The 16,958-nt window shown below is 62.4% G+C and carries 14 protein-coding genes; 6 read left to right on the plus strand and 8 right to left on the minus strand.

The annotated features are described in order from the left end of the window. The first annotated feature begins 43 nt into the window (after window positions 1–43). Window positions 44–1,612: a sensor domain-containing diguanylate cyclase gene (locus ACYYKW_RS15745; protein WP_093100033.1), complete on the plus strand. Its 1,569-nt coding sequence runs from the start codon at window positions 44–46 to the stop codon at window positions 1,610–1,612. A 142-nt stretch (window positions 1,613–1,754) separates the two neighbouring features. On the opposite strand, the gene ACYYKW_RS15750 is transcribed toward ACYYKW_RS15745, so the two are convergent. From ACYYKW_RS15750 to ACYYKW_RS15765, 4 genes are all read right to left on the minus strand, one after another. Then, window positions 1,755–2,108 (minus strand): hypothetical protein, encoded by a 354-nt coding sequence (locus ACYYKW_RS15750; protein WP_464990515.1) that lies wholly within the window; start codon window positions 2,106–2,108, stop codon window positions 1,755–1,757. 80 nt (window positions 2,109–2,188) lie between these two features. Then, entirely contained in the window at window positions 2,189–4,609 is a 2,421-nt protein-coding gene (locus ACYYKW_RS15755) for a TonB-dependent siderophore receptor (protein WP_464990516.1), read from the minus strand. 101 nt (window positions 4,610–4,710) lie between these two features. Then, window positions 4,711–5,670, minus strand: a complete 960-nt coding sequence (locus ACYYKW_RS15760; RefSeq protein ID WP_464990517.1) for a FecR domain-containing protein — start codon at window positions 5,668–5,670, stop codon at window positions 4,711–4,713. After that, window positions 5,670–6,176 (minus strand): sigma-70 family RNA polymerase sigma factor, encoded by a 507-nt coding sequence (locus ACYYKW_RS15765; protein WP_464990527.1) that lies wholly within the window; start codon window positions 6,174–6,176, stop codon window positions 5,670–5,672. Before ACYYKW_RS15765 ends, ACYYKW_RS15760 begins: the two co-directional genes overlap by 1 nt. Window positions 6,177–6,382: 206 nt before the next feature. Between ACYYKW_RS15765 and ACYYKW_RS15770 the strand changes: the two genes are divergently transcribed. From ACYYKW_RS15770 to ACYYKW_RS15785, 4 genes are all read left to right on the plus strand, one after another. After that, window positions 6,383–6,823, plus strand: coding sequence for a carboxymuconolactone decarboxylase family protein (locus ACYYKW_RS15770; protein ID WP_093100047.1), 441 nt, complete (start codon window positions 6,383–6,385; stop codon window positions 6,821–6,823). 148 nt (window positions 6,824–6,971) lie between these two features. Then, window positions 6,972–7,463, plus strand: coding sequence for a sigma-70 family RNA polymerase sigma factor (locus ACYYKW_RS15775; RefSeq protein ID WP_093100049.1), 492 nt, complete (start codon window positions 6,972–6,974; stop codon window positions 7,461–7,463). Between the two features lie 40 nt (window positions 7,464–7,503). Next, complete coding sequence (locus tag ACYYKW_RS15780) at window positions 7,504–8,487, plus strand: FecR family protein (RefSeq protein WP_464990518.1); 984 nt, start codon at window positions 7,504–7,506, stop codon at window positions 8,485–8,487. A gap of 98 nt (window positions 8,488–8,585) precedes the next feature. Continuing rightward, window positions 8,586–11,012 (plus strand): TonB-dependent siderophore receptor, encoded by a 2,427-nt coding sequence (locus ACYYKW_RS15785; protein WP_464990519.1) that lies wholly within the window; start codon window positions 8,586–8,588, stop codon window positions 11,010–11,012. 82 nt (window positions 11,013–11,094) lie between these two features. Here ACYYKW_RS15785 and ACYYKW_RS15790 read toward each other — a convergent pair whose 3' ends face one another. Then, window positions 11,095–12,246, minus strand: coding sequence for an MFS transporter (locus ACYYKW_RS15790; RefSeq protein WP_464990520.1), 1,152 nt, complete (start codon window positions 12,244–12,246; stop codon window positions 11,095–11,097). 232 nt (window positions 12,247–12,478) lie between these two features. Here ACYYKW_RS15790 and ACYYKW_RS15795 point away from each other — a divergent pair, with 232 nt between their 5' ends. After that, window positions 12,479–13,459: a diaminopimelate epimerase gene (locus ACYYKW_RS15795; protein WP_464990521.1), complete on the plus strand. Its 981-nt coding sequence runs from the start codon at window positions 12,479–12,481 to the stop codon at window positions 13,457–13,459. Window positions 13,460–13,650: 191 nt separating this feature from the next. Here ACYYKW_RS15795 and codA read toward each other — a convergent pair whose 3' ends face one another. From codA to queD, 3 genes are all read right to left on the minus strand, one after another. Then, window positions 13,651–14,898, minus strand: a complete 1,248-nt coding sequence (codA, locus tag ACYYKW_RS15800) for a cytosine deaminase (RefSeq protein ID WP_464990522.1) — start codon at window positions 14,896–14,898, stop codon at window positions 13,651–13,653. 13 nt (window positions 14,899–14,911) lie between these two features. Then, window positions 14,912–16,183 (minus strand): cytosine permease, encoded by a 1,272-nt coding sequence (codB, locus tag ACYYKW_RS15805; RefSeq protein WP_090284610.1) that lies wholly within the window; start codon window positions 16,181–16,183, stop codon window positions 14,912–14,914. 394 nt (window positions 16,184–16,577) lie between these two features. Further along, window positions 16,578–16,934 carry a 6-carboxytetrahydropterin synthase QueD gene (queD, locus tag ACYYKW_RS15810; RefSeq protein ID WP_007915588.1) on the minus strand — a complete coding sequence of 119 codons (357 nt, stop codon included), beginning with the start codon at window positions 16,932–16,934 and terminating at the stop codon, window positions 16,578–16,580. Window positions 16,935–16,958 lie beyond the last annotated feature (24 nt).

Below are 16,958 nucleotides of genomic sequence, written 5' to 3' on the forward strand. Positions count from 1 at the left end.
TTTCCACGCTGGCGCCCTCGTCGTACCTGCCCAGGACTTGCTATTGCCTTTCCCGATGCCCGATCCGCAACACGCCCCCGGCGCGCTTAAGCGTCTGCCGTTACGCAAAGCAGCCGTGCTGTTTATCGTCGCGGTGAGCCTGTGCCTGTCCGGTTTGCTGTACCTGCAACTGCAGCAGTCGCAGCGTCAGGATCTGGCGGTGGCGCAGGCCGCGTCGAGCAATTTGACCCGGGCGATGGCGCAGCAGGCCGAGGACACGTTTCTGGCGGCCGACCTGGTGATGACCAGCCTGGTCGACTGGATCGAGGATGACGGTTACGGCGCTGCGCAAAAGCCGCGTTTGCAGCGCATCTTCGCGCGGCGTGCGCAGCAACTGACGCAGTTGCACGGCATTTTTCTATTCGATCGCGACGGGCAATGGGTAATCACCTCGTTTGCCGAGCTGCCGCGCGGCAACGGTGTTGCCGATCGTGAGTATTTCAAGTTTCACCAGCAGAACGTGTCGACGCTGGCGCACATCGGCCCGGCGATTCGCAGCCGCGAAAATGGCGAATGGATCATCCCGATCTCCAAGCGCATCAATGACGCTTCCGGCAATTTCGAGGGTGTGTTGCTGGCCGGCATCAAGATGTCGTACTTCGATCAGTTTTTCAAAAGCTTCAGTCTCGACGACAACGGCATCATGTTTCTGGCGCTGACTGACGGTACCTTGCTTGCGCGGCGGCCGTTCGATGAATCGCTGATCGGCACCTCGGTGGCGCGCGGGCAGATTTTCCAGGCGCTGCTGCCCAATGCCTCGGCTGGCACCGCGATGCTCGATTCTTATGTCGACGGCACCGAACGGCTCTATGGCTATCGGCAGTTGGCGTCTTATCCGCTAGTGGTATCGGCCGCCACCTCGCGGGATACGATTCTCCAGGGTTGGTACGAGCGCGCCTTTCAGTCAAGCGTGATCGTCGCGCTGGTGATCCTCGGCGTCGGCCTGTTTGGCTGGGTGTTCATCCATCAGGTGCGCAATGGCGAACGCATCGAGAAGAACCTGCGCAAGGCGCAACGGGCGCTGGAGCAGATCGCCACGCACGACAGCCTGACCGGTCTGGCCAATCGGCGCCTGTTCGAGCGCTCGCTGGAAATCGAGTTTGCCCGCGGCGCACGGCAGGTCAGTCCGGTCAGCCTGATCATGCTCGATATTGATTTTTTCAAACGTTACAACGATGCCTACGGCCACGTCGCCGGTGATCAATGCCTGACGCAAGTTGCCCAGGTGCTGAGGACGTGTTGCCAGCGCAAGTCCGATCTGGCCGTGCGTTACGGAGGGGAAGAGTTTGCCGTGTTGCTGCCGGACACCGATATCAACGGTGCGCTGGCGATTGCCGGGCAGATTCGACGCAGCGTGATCGACAAGCATATCGTTCACAGCGGCTCGCCGACTGGGTATCTGACGGTGAGTCTGGGTTGTTATGCGTTCATACCAAGCGGCAATGACAGCCCGGAAGCGTTTATCCAGCGTGCTGACGCGGCGCTGTATCAGGCGAAAAATGCCGGTCGCAATCGCGCGGCGGTGCTGTCGCTGGACAGCGGATTTGCCGAATTGATGCGTTCGGATCGCTGACTGCAACACAGCCCCTGTAGGAGTGAGCCTGCTCGCGATAGCGGTGTATCAGTCGATATTTACGCCACTGACACACCGCTATCGCGAGCAGGCTCACTCCTACAAAGAAGGTTACCTACCTGCCGGGATGGCTCTTGTTCGTTCAGCTGCCCGAGCCACCGCCCGCACCGCCAGTGCCGCCGCCGGCCGAACCGGTGCCACCGCCCGCGCCGGAGCCGGAACCGCTGGCGCCACCATTGGTGCCGGTACCCGTGCCAACGCCGGTACCCATGGAGCCCGTACCTGAATTGGTCCCCGAGCCGCCCGTGGAACCACCGCCGGAACCGCTGCCACCAGAAGGCGCGCCGGGGGTGTTGTCCGGTGGCATGGTCGAGCTGCTGGCGCCGCCGGATTTGGTCCCGGTGGCGTCGGTGCTGTCATTCGCCGCGAAGCTGGCGGCCGATGCCGTGGCCAGCAGGCCGGCCAGGAAGAGCGAAGTGAGTTTGCGCGTCATCATGGTGCATCTCCTGAAAAAGGGCATGTACCTGATATTGGTCCGACGCGCAGAACCACGGGTGCCCGCTGGCTGACGAGCGGTCAGAAATCGACAGTGGCAGCGACCTTCAGCGTGCGCGGTGTGCCCTGGGTCAGATAACCGCCATTGGCCGATGCCCAATAGGCCTCATTGGCGACGTTTTCCAGGTTGGCGCGCAGGGTGATCTGCCGGTCGTCCAGTTTGAAGGCGTAGCGCGTGCCAAGGTCGAAACGGTTCCACGCCGGGATGCTCTGAGTGTTGGCCGCGTTGAGGTATTGCCCGCCGGTGCGCAACATCCGCGCGCTCACCGCTGCACCTTCGAGCCCTGGGATATCCCAATCGGCGCCGAGGTTGATCTGGAAGCGCGGCACGCCGACGGCGCGGTTGCCATCGTTGACGCCATTGCTGCTGCCTTGCAGCTCGGTCTTCATCACGGTCGCGCCGCTGAGCAGGCGCAGACCGTCCAGCGGCTCGCCATACACGTTCAACTCGACGCCCTTGTTGGTCTGCTCGCCATCGACGCGGAAGATGCCGTCCTGGGTGTAGCTGGACGGTTGCTCGATGCGGTACATGCCGAGGTTGGCGCCGTAGCTGCCCATGTCCACGCGCACGCCGGCCTCGATCTGCTTGCTGCGCACCGGGGCGAACGTTTCATCGCGGTTGATCGCCGTGGTTGGTGGCGTCGGCCCTTTGGCCAGGCCTTCGATGCGGTTGGCGTAAAACGACACGTGCTCCCACGGCTTGATCACCAGCCCGTAGACCGGCGTGGTGATCGACTCTTCATAACTGGAAGTGCGCGCGCCCGTCGTCGTGTTCCAGCCATCGACCTTAAGCTCCTGGCGACGAACGCCGAGGGTCAGCAGGATACGGTCATCAACGAAACCGAGGGTGTCGGAAATCGCTTCGCTGCGCAGCGTGTTCTTGCCGACGATGCGCGGATCGTTGATGTCGCTGGCGAACGACGTGGCCGCTGGCCGTGGCTTGTCCGTGACGTTGTACAGATTGGTGCTGTAACGGCTGGCCGTGCCGATGGTCTCGAACGCCGAACGCTGCTCACCCCAGATTCCGGCCCAGCCGAGGTTGAGCTGGTGGCTGATGGGCCCGGTGCTGAAACGCCCGTTGAGGCCGGCCATGGCACTCTGGTTGTCCTCGTCGTGGGGCGAATACAGCATGCCGCCGCGTGCAGTGCCGTTGAGGTCGGTGACCGTCAGCGACGAGTACACACCGTTCTCGCGGGTGTGTTTCGCTCCGCCGGAAACGTAGGCCGTCCAGTTATCGTTCAGGTCGTATTCGGCGCGGGCCATGCCAAAGGTGTCTTCCAGTTGCGAATAGCTCCAGCGCTGCGCGTAGCTGTCGTTGGCGTCCGGCACCTTGGGCGCTTTCTTTAGGCTCGAATCGACGTAGATCACCGAGCGGCCCTGATTGATCACCTGTTTCTGGTAACCCAGATCCGTGGAGATGCGCAGACGCTCACCGCGATAATCGAGGCCGAGGCTGAACAGCGACGAGCGCTGGTCTTCTTCATCGACAGCGGTAGCACCTTCGCGCTGCATCAGGTTGACCCGGGCACCGAAGCGGTTGTCTTCGCCGAAGCGCTGACCCAGATCCAGATGCCCGCCGACACGGCCGTCGTCGCTGTAGTCGAGAGTGACGCTGCGGGTCGGCGTGTCCATTGCGCGCTTCGGTTGCAGGTTGACCCCGCCGCCGATGCCGCTGCCGCTCGGGGTCACGCCGTTGACGAAGGCGTTCGGGCCTTTGAACAATTCGACCCGTTCCAGCGCTTCGGTGGCGATGATCTGCCGGGGCAATATGCCGTAGAGGCCGTTATAGGAAATGTCATCGGAGAGCAGCGGCAAGCCGCGAATCATGAACACCTGGGAGAAGTTGCCGAAGCCTGACGACTGGCGAACGGAGGCGTCATTGAGCAACACATCGCCGACGGTTTGCGCCTGCTGATCGGCCATGGTCTTGGCGGTGTAGCTGGTGACGCTGAAGGGCAAGTCATTGACCGCCTGATTGCCAAGCATGCCGATCTGTGCGGAGCGCGCGACTTGCTCACCGCCATAAGTATCGCCGCTGTCGCGCACGGCGCTGACGTTGGTGGCGCTGAGTTCGAGTGCGCCGTCAGCCGCCACTTGCGGCGCTACCGTGTAGCCGTTGCCCGCGGTGCCGATCAGCTCGAAACCACTGCCTTCCAGCAGTCTGGCGAAACCGCCTTGTGCGCTGTATTCGCCTTGCAGACCGGGGCTTTGGCGATTACCCAGTTGCGCCGGGTCGAACGACAGCGGTACGCCGACACTGACGGCGAACTGCGCCAGCACATGGCTGAGCAGGCCGGGGCCGATATTGACGCTGTGGCTGACGCTGACGGGTTCGGCGGCGTGCACCAGCACCGGCGTCAGGGTGGCGAAGGCCAGGGCCAGGCTCAGGTTCAACGCCTTGAGCGGGAAGGTGGCGGGGCGGGGCGTGGGCAATGCAGTCATTCGGCGTTCCTGTCGGGCGCGTGGAATCAAAGAGGTCTGCTCCACTCACCGGACGAGACGCAAAAAGGTATCAGGCACAGATAAAGATATTTTCTTCGAATTCAAACCCGTGGTTCCACTGACAACCAGTAACGGGTCAGGCTGCTGATCTTCAGTGGCAGGGTGTCGCTGAGCAGGCGCAGGCTCGCATCGGTGTCACGCAGGGAAAATGCCCCGGACACACGCAGCGCCGCAACGTCCGGATGGCAGCGCAGCACACCGCGCCGATAACGGCTCAGTTCATTGAGCAAATCGTCCAGGCGCAGGTTGTTCGCCAGCAGCATGCCCTTGTCCCAGGCCAGGCTGTTGCGGTCGAACGTTTCGGCGGTGTCGAAAGCGTTGAGCTTGAAACGCTGGCGTTCGCCGGCCTTCAGCGTGTTGCTCTGCTGCAGCCATTGCGGGGTTATTTGCACGCGGCCCTCAAGCACTGAGACCTGACTGCGCGAACCGTCGATGCGCACGCAGAACCGGCTGCCGAGGGAGAGGGCGCTGCCTTGCGGGGTTTCGACGATAAACGGGCGGGCGCTCGAATCATCCGCCGTGTTGATCAACAGTTCGCCGTTGAGCAGCATCACCCGGCGCTCGATCGGACTGAAAGTGATGTCCACGGCGCTGTCGGTGTTGAGCAACAGTTGAGTGCCGTCGGCCAGTTGCAGGTTCTTCTGCTCGCCGATCGCGGTGCGCTGGTCGGCGCTCCATTGCTGCCACGGCGCATGTTGCGAAGCGATGCCGACCGGGCCGGCGAGCAGCAACAGGCCGAGGCGGGTGAGGGTCTGTCGACGGCTGAGACCTTCGCGGCGAGCGGCCCGTTTCAGCGTCTGGATGGCGACATTCGCCGGCACGCTGCGCAGATCCCCAAGCAGCGCTTCGGCGCGCTGCCAGGCCTGGGCATGCTCGGCGCTGCGCAGGCGCCATTGGGCGATCGCCTGGTGATCGGCCGGCGTGGCATTGCCGGAATGCAGCTGCACCAGCCAGTCGGCGGCTTCGCCGAGAATCTGCGGATTGATCATCGGTGAGGCCATCACGCCACACTCAGGCAGGCAATGAACGCTGCGCGCATATGGCGTTTGACAGTGATCAGCGACACGTTCAGGCGCGTGGCAATCTGCGCGTAAGTCAGGCCTTCGATCTGCGACAGCAGGAACGTGTCGCGAGTCTGCGCCGGCAGTTCGCGCAGCAGCGCTTCGATGCGCCACAGCGTCTCGACAATCAGTAGACGGGTTTCCGGCGACGGCACCTCGGCCGATGGCAGTTGCGCGATGGTGTCCAGATAGGCGCGTTCGATGTCCTGACGTCGCCAGCGATCGATCATCAACCCTTTGGCGATGTGCGTCAGCAATGCCCGCGGCTCGCTGCCCAACGGTTTGGCGACCTGACGCGCGAGCAGGCGCAAAAAGGTGTCATGGGCCAGATCGGCCGCATCGCAGCGATTACCGAGCCTGCGCTGCAGCCAGCCCTGCAACCAACCGTGATGCTCGCTGTAGAGGCGGTGAATCTGTTGGTTCAAGGGAAAGTCGATGGACGACATGAAATGCAGATACTCGGTTCGGGCAGCCGTGGCATGAGTGCAATTAAGAATTGATCGCATTCTAGTGGCTCTGCTTCAGCGCTGGCAATTGCCCGAGAGCATTTTTCTGCGCCAGTGGCCTACTGATCTTCGCCAATATTGGCTATTTGTCGCAGCTGTCAGCGGGACTAACGTAGTCGCACATTCCCTTGCGACCCGGAGTCACCATGCAACCTCGTACCGATTTCTACACCGCTTCCCCTGACGCCCTGAAAGCGATGATGGCGCTGGAAACGGCGGTATCCAGACTGCCGCTGGAAAAGACCCTGATCGAACTGGTCAAACTGCGCGCCTCGCAAATCAATGGCTGTGCATTCTGCATCGACATGCACACCGCTGACGCGATCAAGGGCGGCGAAACCCCGCGCCGGCTGTTCGCCGTCACTGCCTGGCGGGAAGCGCCGTTTTTCAGCGACCGCGAACGCGCCGCGCTGCTCTGGACCGAGTCTCTGACGCAACTGAGCCTGACTCACGCCCCGGACGCAGACTACGAAGTGGTCGCCGCGCAATTTACGCCCAAGGAAATGGTCGATCTGACCGTGGCGATCAGCACCATCAATAGCTGGAATCGTTTGGCGGTGGGGTTTCGCAAACTGCCGCAGGCGTGAGTTTTTAACAGCTTCCTTGTCTTCCTTCGCCTGCTTGCGAGCGCAAGCGGGCGAACGGCATAGACGGCCGCTCGAGGAATTCATTGCTTCGCCTTAATACGAAGCATTACTATTCACGCCCTTTCCTCAGTGCGCCGTTTCCTACCTCATGCGTCCCCGCAGACCCGGCTTTTTCGAGCATTACGAAGAGTTGATCGGCACCTGGACTCGGCGTCTGCGCAATCGCGCGCAGGCCGAGGATCTGGCGCACGACACCTTTGTGCGCGTGCTCGAGGCCGATTCGACGGCGGTGCAGCAGCCGCGTGCTTATCTGCACCAGACCGCGCGCAATATTGCGGTTGACGGTTATCGGCGCGAGGACCGGCGTGGCGCCCTGGAGTCGCAGGCCATCGAGCACAGTGCGTCGACGTCCGGCGACCCGGAGCATTACATGCATGCGATCCAGTTGGCCGATTCCATCGAGCGGGCGCTGACCGAGCTGCCGGTCAATTGTCGGAAGATTTTCGTCTGGCAGAAGATTGAAGGCCTGACCCAGGCGGAAATCGCCGAACGCCTGGGACTGTCCAAGAACATGGTCGAAAAGTATATGATCCGCACCCTGCGGCATCTGCGCGATCGCCTTGATGGCTTGCAATCATGAGCGATGGCGATTTTTCCTCCCCAGCCCAACAGGACCTTCCATGACGGATACCCGTGATTGCGCGTGCGGGCCGAGCACGGTGCGCGATGATGCTGCGCGCTGGTTCGTGCGGTTGCAGGAGCCGGATGTCAGTGCATTGGAGCGGCAGCGCTTCGACGCCTGGCTGAACGAGCATGCGCAGCATCGCGACGAATTTCAGTTGCTGCAGGGCTTGTGGACGGCGGCCGATCTGCTCCCGGCGCCACGCCTCAAGGCTTTGGCTGAAACGCCGCCAAGCCGTCGCGCACGCCGGCCCTTGTTGCGTTATGCCGTGGCGGCCAGTGTGCTGGCGGTGGCGCTCGGCCTCGGTCTGTTCAGCGGTTTGCATCATCCGGGCGGCTACAGCGCCGAATTCGTCACGGCGTTGGGCGAGCGCAAACACGTGGCATTGCCGGACGGTTCGCTGATCGATCTGAACAGCCGCAGCCGCTTGCAGGTGCGCTATGAACAGGATCGCCGCTTGATTGAGCTGCGCGAAGGCGAAGCCATGTTCAGCGTCGAGCACGATGCATCGCGGCCGTTCGTGGTGCAAACCGAGAGCGGCAAGGTCACGGTGACCGGCACCCGTTTCGATGTGCGCCGCGACCCTGCGCAAACCCGTGTGGCGGTGGAGCAGGGCACGGTCAGGGTGCAGGGGCGGGATGCGCCGAGTGATCAATTCATCAGCCTGACGGCGGGCCTCGGCACGCACGTTGATGCCCACGGCAAAGTCGCGCCAGCCTACGCAGTCAACCCGGCGCAACTGACCGCGTGGCGCAACGGCAAGCTGGTGTTCGACAACGCCAGCCTCAGCGAAGTCGCGGCCGAAGTATCGCGTTATCGGCAGTATCCGTTGACGGTCTCCGACCCGGCCGTGGCCAGCCTGCGCCTGACCAGTGTGTTCAACGCCGACAACACCGACGCCTTGCTCAAAGCTCTGCCGAACATACTGCCGGTGGCCGTGCGCAGCTTGGCCGATGGTCGGCAGGAAATAATCGCAAAATAAAATTCAGGTTTTTTTCGAGTTCAGCGTCTTCCTGTTCAACTGCAACTGGTTTGCATTAACAGCCGCACACTCTTGCGATCCACAGGACTCTGTACGACGTGAAAAACACCATCGCCAATAACAAAAAATCCCCTTGGTTACCGCTGGCCCTCGCGCTGGCGGTCAGCGCTGCGATGCCGCAGGCGTTCGCCGCCGAAGCCATCCATATTCGCGCACAGCCGCTGGGCCAGGCCTTGAGCGAGCTGGGCCAGCAAACCTCGCTGCAAGTGTTTTTCAGCCCGGATCTGGTGGCCGGCAAACAGGCGCCGGCGGTCGACGGTGATATTTCGCCGGAGCAGGCGCTGCGTCAGTTGCTGCAGGGCAGCGGTCTGGATTATCAGATCAACGAAGGCTCGGTCACGTTGTCGCCGGCCGCCACTTCCGCGGCGAGCAATGGCCCGCTGGAACTCGGCGTGACCGATATCAAAGTGGTCGGCGACTGGCTCGGCGACGCCAACGCCGCCGTGGTGCAGAACCACCCCGGCGCGCGCACGGTGATCCGCCGCGAAGCCATGGTCGAGCAGGGCGCAATGACCGTCGGCGATGTGCTCAAGCGCGTACCGGGCGTACAGGTGCAGGACGCCAACGGCACCGGCGGCAGCGATATTTCCCTCAACGTCGGCGTGCGTGGTCTCACGTCGCGCCTGTCGCCGCGCTCCACCGTGCTGATCGATGGCGTGCCGGCGGCGTTTGCGCCGTACGGTCAGCCGCAACTGTCGATGGCGCCGATTTCCTCGGGCAACCTCGACAGCATCGACGTGGTGCGCGGCGCTGGTTCGGTGCGTTACGGGCCACAGAACGTCGGCGGGGTGATCAACTTCGTCACCCGCGCGATCCCGGAGAAAACCACCGGTGAAATCGGCACCACGCTGGAGACTTCGCAGCACGGCGGTTGGAAACACATCGACACGGCGTTCCTCGGCGGCACCGCCGACAACGGCCTCGGCATGGCCTTGCTGTATTCCGGGGTCAACGGCCACGGCTACCGCGAGCGCAACAACGGCAACGACATCGATGACGTGATTCTCAAGACTCACTGGGCGCCGACCGAGCAGGACGATTTCAGCCTCAACTTCCACTATTACGACGCCAGCGCCGACATGCCCGGCGGCCTGACCCAGAAGCAGTACGACGATCAGCCGTTCCAGTCCGACCGTGATTACGACAGCTTCAGCGGCCGGCGCAAGGACGTGTCGTTCAAGTGGATTCGGCAGATCGACGAGCGCACCCAGGCCGAAGTGCTGACCTACTATTCCGACAGTTACCGTGGCAGCACGATTGCCGCGCGCGACCAGAAAACCCTCAGCTCGTACCCGCGCACCTATTACACTTTCGGCATCGAGCCGCGGGTTTCCCATGTGTTCGATGTTGGCCCGACGACCCAGGAAGTCAGCCTCGGTTATCGCTACCTCAAAGAGGGCATGCACGAAGAAGCCAGTCGTCTGGCGCTGGTGAACAATCAACCGGTGGTCACCCGCACCTCTGACGGTCACGTCTATCAGGACCGTACCGGTGGCACCGAGGCCAATGCGTTTTACGTCGACAACAAGATCGATGTCGGCAACTGGACGATCACCCCAGGCATCCGTTTCGAACACATCAGCACCGAATGGCACGATCGCCCGGTGCTCGACACCTCTAACCGGCCAGTGCAGGAAAAGCGCCGCAGCATCGACAGCAACGAACCGCTGCCGGCACTGAGCGTGATGTATCACCTGTCCGATGCGTGGAAGCTGTTTGCCAACTACGAAACCTCGTTCGGTGCCTTGCAGTACTTTCAGCTCGGCCAGGGCGGCTCGGGTGACCAGACCGCCAGCGGTTTGAATCCGGAAAAAGCCAAGACTTATGAGATCGGCACGCGTTACAACGATGACGTGTGGGGCGGCGAGGTGACGCTGTTCTACATCGACTTCGACGACGAACTGCAATACATCAGCAACGACGTCGGCTGGACCAACCTCGGCGCGACCAAGCACCAGGGCGTCGAAGCCTCGGTGCACTACGACATGGCCGCTCTGGATCCGCGCCTCGACGGCCTGACCGCCAATGCCGGCGTGACTTACACCCGTGCGGTGTACGAGGGCGAGATTCCCGGCTTCAAGGGTCGTGACCTGCCGTTCTACTCACGCCAAGTGGCGACGGTCGGTTTGCGTTACGACATTGATCGCTGGACGTACAACCTCGACGGCTTCGCCCAATCGCAACAACGCTCGCCGGGCACCGGGGTCAACGCTGACGGCAGTTTCAACGGCAACTACATCACCGAGGGCACCGCCGACGGGCAGTACGGCGACATTCCCGGCTACGTCACCTGGAACGTGCGCGGCGGTTATGACTTCGGCGCGCAACTGTCGAACCTCAAGCTCGGCGCCGGGGTGAAGAACATTTTCGACAAGCAATACTTCACCCGCTCCAGCGACAACAATTCGGGAATGTATGTTGGCGCACCGAGGACGTTCTTTGTGCAGGCCAGCGTGGGGTTCTGACCGACCGCGTCGGCTTCTTCGCGAGGCTCGCTCCCACAGGTTCACCGAGATTCTGTGGGAGCGAGCCTGCTCGCGAAGCTTTTCAGACCTTCAGTACTTTCCCACCAATCGCCACCGCCACCAGCAGCACCGCCATCAGGCCAAAGGCAAAACTCAAACTGCTGGCGTGGGCGACGAAACCGATCACCGCCGGCCCGGCGAGAATTCCGGCATAGCCCAGCGTGGTAATCGCCGGTACCGCGATGCTTTCCGGCATCACCGTCTGCTTGCCCACCGCGGTGTACAGCACCGGCACGATGTTCGAGCAGCCGGCACCGACCAGCGCATAACCCACCAGTGCGGCTTGCCAGCTCGGCGCGAAGGTCGCCAGAAACAGACCGGCCGCGGCCGTCAGCCCGCCGAACAGAATGATCCGCGTGGCGCCCAAGCGGCGGACGATGCGATCACCCAGCAAGCGGCCCGCGGTCATGGTCAGGGCGAATGCCGCGTAACCCAATCCGGCGTACGCGGTGTCGATCCCGCGTTCCTGTGCCAGGAACACCGCGCTCCAGTCCAGCGCTGCGCCTTCGGTGAGAAAGACAATGAAGCACATGCCACCGATAAACAGCACAATGCCATGGGGAATGGCGAATGCCGGACCCGAACTTTCACTGCCGTAGGGCAGCATGTGCGGCACGCATTTGTACAGCGCCGCGATCAACAGCGCGACCACCACCAGCATCGCCGCCAGTGGCGACAGGCCGAGGCCGAGCAGGGCGCTGACGCCGGCCGCGCCGACAATCCCGCCCAGACTGAACAAGCCATGAAAACCCGACATCATGTTCTTGCCGCTGGCGCGTTCGACGATCACCGCTTGCAGGTTCACCGTCGAATCCACCGTGCCCAACCCCGCACCGAACATGAAAAGGGTGGCGATCAGCGCCGGTATCGACGACACCGTCGCCAGCAACGGTAATGCCGCGCAGATCAACAACGTGCCGCCGGTGGCCACGCGCCGGCAGCCGAAGCGCGTCGCCAGAATACCCGCCAGTGGCATCGCCAGAATCGAGCCAACGCCCAGGCACAACAGCAACAAGCCCAGCGTGCCCTCATCGAGACCGGCGCGGGCTTTGGCATAAGGCACCAGCGGTGCCCACGCCGCGATGCCGAGCCCGGCGATGAAAAAAGCCACGCGCGTGGACATCTGTTGCAGGCGTCCGGGGACGAAGGTGTCTTGGGGGTTGAGGCTGGTCATATCGATCCTTGGTAAAAACATCGCGTCCCCGAAGGACAGTGATTCAGCGACGAGGTTCGATCGCTATGCGGGGGCGTGCAGCCGACATCGTAACCTGTAGGCCTTCGCCTGCTCGCGATAGCGGTGTGTCAGGTAAAAATATCTCGACTGACCCACCGCTATCGCGAGCACGCTCACTCCTACAGGGGATTGCGGTTTACAGTGGGATTTTCGGTAGCGCAGAGAGGCGGGTATGACTGAGTTCTACGACGCACGAGGCAACATCTACGGCGTGATATCCCCGGCGGCACTGCACGAGGCAGGAATCGCCTTGCCCGCCAGCGCCCTCGAATGCGCCGCCTCGCGTCAGTCATGGAGCGACACGGCGATCAGCGTTTGCTGCGCCTGGCCCGCTGGCCAGCGCCCGGCGAACAGCAAGGCCCATCGCAGCGACGGCTTGCTGATTGGCCCGTTCCAGGCCGCCCCGCCGTTCGATGTGCTGATCGTCAACACCGACGGCACCCTCGCCGAGCGCAGTGGCAACGGGCTGACGATCTTCTCCCAGTCGCTCGCCGGGCAAGGCTTGATGCCGGAAGCAGGCGCGCTGTTGTGCGTGCATCACGACAAGGGCGACGCCGTGGAAACCTCGGTGAAACCGGCCACGGTGGACGATGTTCAGGGCTTCTGGCTCGATCTGGGTCAGCCCGGTTTCGGCGCGGATGCCGTCGGTGCGCAGCAGGTCGAAGAGGTGCCATTCAATGGGCGAGTGGTCAGCCGCATACCGTCGCTGGCAGAGCTCGATCCAGCCTGGACGCACAGCCAGTTCGTGCGCATCGGCAATCCGCATTGCGTGACGTTGCTTGGCGATGTCGGCGCATTACCGAGCAATGAGCAAATGAGTGAGTCTGCATTGAACGAAGGCCTGGCCCGCATCGCCTATGCCATGCCAACCGGCGCCGGAGATCCCTGCCCGGCGGGCGTGAATCTGCAATGGGCAGCGCTGGAGTCAGCACAGAAAATCCGCGCCCGGGTGTTCGAGCGGGGCGAAGGACCGACCGCCTCATCCGGCACCAGCGCCAGTGCGGTGGCATCGGCGGCGTGGCGGGTGGGTTGGGTCGCGGCGGGGCAAGTGCAAGTGGTAATGCCCGGCGGCACGGCGCCGATTTTACTTGAGGTAGAAGACGGGCAGTTGGTGCGGGTCAAACTGTTCGGGGCGGCGCGGTTGATCGGCTGAATTCGAGGCCGCCATCGCTGGCAAGCCAGGCTCCCACAGGTTTTGTGTCGACGCAAAAGCCCGGTACACCACAAATCCCTGTAGGCCTTCGCCTGCTCGCGATAGCGGTGTTCCAGTTGATAGAGATGTGGCTGACACACCGCTATCGCGAGCAGGCGAAGGCCTACAGGGTATCTAGCTCGCCCACCATTTCAGCTCAGACCACCGCTGAACTCCACCACCGGCATCTGCCGCTTCATCAACACCTTGCCATCGCGAATCGAATACAGCGGCAAGCCCTGGCTGCGAATTACTTCGTAATCGCTGTCTGCCGACAGGATCAGCAGGTTCGCCGGGCGCCCCTGTTCCAGTCCGTAACGCTCGCCCAGGTGCATGGCTTTGGCGCTGTTATCGGTGACCAGATCCAGCGCGCTTTGCAGGTTGCGATAGCCGAGCATGTGGCAGATGTGCAGGCCGGCTTCGAGTACGCGCAGAATGTTGCCGTTGCCCAGCGGATACCACGGGTCGACGATCGAATCCTGGCCGAAACACACGTTCATCCCGGCTTCGAGCAGTTCGTTCACGCGGGTCACGCCGCGGCGTTTCGGGAAGTTGTCGAAACGGCCTTGCAGGTGAATGCTCTCGGTCGGGCAGGAGACAAAACTGATCCCGGAATGCCCCAGCAGACGAAACAGTTTGGCGCAGTAGGCGTTGTCGTAAGAGCCCATCGCCGTGGTGTGGCTGGCGGTGACGCGGGCGCCCATGTCGCGGCTGCGCGCTTCTTCGGCGAGCACTTCAAGGAAGCGTGAGTGCGGGTCGTCGGTCTCGTCGCAATGCACGTCGACCAGGCAACCGGTGCGCTCGGCGAGGTCCATCAGAAACTTCACCGAACTGACGCCCTGATCGCGGGTGTACTCGAAATGCGGAATCCCGCCGACCACGTCCGCGCCCATGCGGATCGCTTCTTCCATGAGCTCGCGGCCGTTGCGGAACGATTCGATGCCTTCCTGCGGGAACGCGACGATTTGCAGGTCGATCAGATGACGGCTTTCCTCGCGCACTTCGAGCATGGCCTTGAGTGCGGTGAGTTGCGGGTCGGTGACGTCGACGTGGGTGCGCACGTGCTGAATGCCGTGGGCGGCGAGCGCCTGAATGGTCTTTTTGGCGCGGGCCTTGGTGTCTTCCTCGGTAATGGTGACCTTGCGTTCGCCCCAGCACTCGATGCCTTCGAACAGTGTGCCGCTCATGTTCCAGCGCGGCTCGCCGGCGGTCAGGGTGGCATCGAGGTGAATGTGCGGCTCGACGAAGGGCGGCACCACCAGATTGCCGCCGGCGTCGAGGTCGTCCGGGCCGAGCGTCGGCGCTTCGGTCTGCCGGGCGATGCTGTGGATCAGACCGTTTTCCAGGTGCAATTCGTGCAGGCCTTCCTGGTTGCGCAGGCGGGCGTTGATGATGTGCATCAGGCGAATCCTTTTATAGATCTTGTAGTGGTGCGCTGACGCGACGGGCGCCGAGCAGACCGGTGACGATGACATACGTTAGCGCGGCAGCGGCAATCCCTACCAGCGGCGCGACCCACGGCGAACTGAACGCAGCAATGGTGCCCACGCCGTAAGCCCCGAGCCCCGGCCAGTTGAACGCCGGCAACCGCGCGTCGGCCAGACGCGGATAATGCCCGCGCCAGCGGTAGAAGAAGTCCGCCATGATCACCCCGCCAATCGGCGGAATCACTGTGCCGAGCAAAATCAGATACGGCACCAGCATGTCGTACATGCCGAGCAAGGCGAGCACCGTGCCGATCACCGCGCCGCCCAGGGTCACGGTTCTGCGCCGGCCGGTGCGCAGCAGGTTGCAACCGGCGACGGCGAAGTTGTAGATGGTGTTGTCCTGGGTGCTCCAGATGTTCAGCAACAGCATGGCCATCGCGGCCATGGCGAAACCTTGCAACAGCAACACCTCGACTACGTCTGGTTGCTGATAGACGATCGCGCCATACGCGCCGATCAATACCATCAGGCCGTTGCCAACAAAAAAACCGATCAGGCTGGCCAGCACCGCCACCCGCGCCGAGCGCGAGAAACGCGTCCAGTTGGTCGCTTGCGTCGCGCCACTGACGAAGGTGCCGAACACCAGCGTGATGGCTGTCGACCAGTCCAGCGAACCCGTCGGCACGACGCTGAGCAAACCTTCGAAACCACCGACTTTTACCGTCGCCACCCACATCGACAGCATCAACAGCAACAGCATCGCCGGCACCGCGATGTACGAGAGAATTTCCAGCCCGCGATAACCGATGTACGCCGTGGCGCAGAAGCCCAGCCCGAACAGCACCATCAGGCCGAGCACCGTGGCTTCATTGAGATTGAAGTACTTGCCGATCACCACCGCCGCCGTCGCCGTGCCCCAGGCGTACCAGCCGATCTGGGTGAAACCGAGGATCAGGTCGCTGAGCTTGCTGCCCACTTCACCAAAACAAAAACGGCCCATCAGCACCGAGTTGAGCCCGCTCTTGAAGGCGATATAGCCCAGGCCCGCGGCGTACAGGCCGAGCAGCAGGTTGCCGACAACGATCACCGCGATCATCTCGCTGAAGGTGAACGCCACGCCGAGCTTGCCGCCGGCAAACATGGTCGCGGTGAAAAACGTGAAGCCCAGTAACACCATCGCGGTGGAGGCCAGACCTTTGCGCGCATGCATCGGGACTTCGCTGAGGGGGTAATCGTTGCCGGGGGCGTTCTGCGTCATGGGGCAGTCCTTGCTGGAAGGGAGAAGACGCGGGAGGGTTGCAGCGGTCGTGCCAAATACCGATTGGGTGGGATATGTATAGACGACGCGGCAGAGTCAGGCGCAAAAACGGTGCACCCGAGCGCACCCGTGTGCCATGTGGGAGCCCCGATCGTTCCCACGCAGAGCATGGGAACGATCGGTGTCAGGGGATTTTGATGCTGACAGAGGAATTGCAGCAGGGCGGCGTAAGCATAAAAAAACAGCCTTTGCGGCTGTTCTTTATTTCCTGACTCAACACCGCCCCCAGTAGGAGTGAGCCTGCTCGCGATAGCGGTGTGTCATCAAGCATTTGTTTGGCTGACACACCGCTATCGCGAGCAGGCTCACTCCTACAAAAAGCGGTCTGTGGTGATTACTCGCCGCGATAGATGCATCCGCTGGTGCACGTCTCATGAATGCGGATCGCGCTCAGTTCCGGCAGCAGCGGCTTCATTTCATTCCAGATGAATTTGGCCAGCACTTCGCTGGTCGGATTTTCCAGACCGGGAATGTCGTTCAGGTAGTTGTGATCAAGACGCTCGTACAGCGGCTTGAAGATCGCCTTGATCTCGGAGAAATCGCGGATCCAGCCGGTATGCGGGTCGAGGTCGCCGCTCAGGTGCAGCGCCACTTTGAACGAGTGACCGTGCAGGCGCCCGCACTTGTGGCCGTCCGGGACGTGCGGCAGGCGGTGGGCGGATTCGAAAGTAAATTCCTTGAAGATTTCCACAGTATTCTGGCTCTGTTCAGATGG

Source organism: Pseudomonas sp. 15C, from assembly GCF_055484735.1.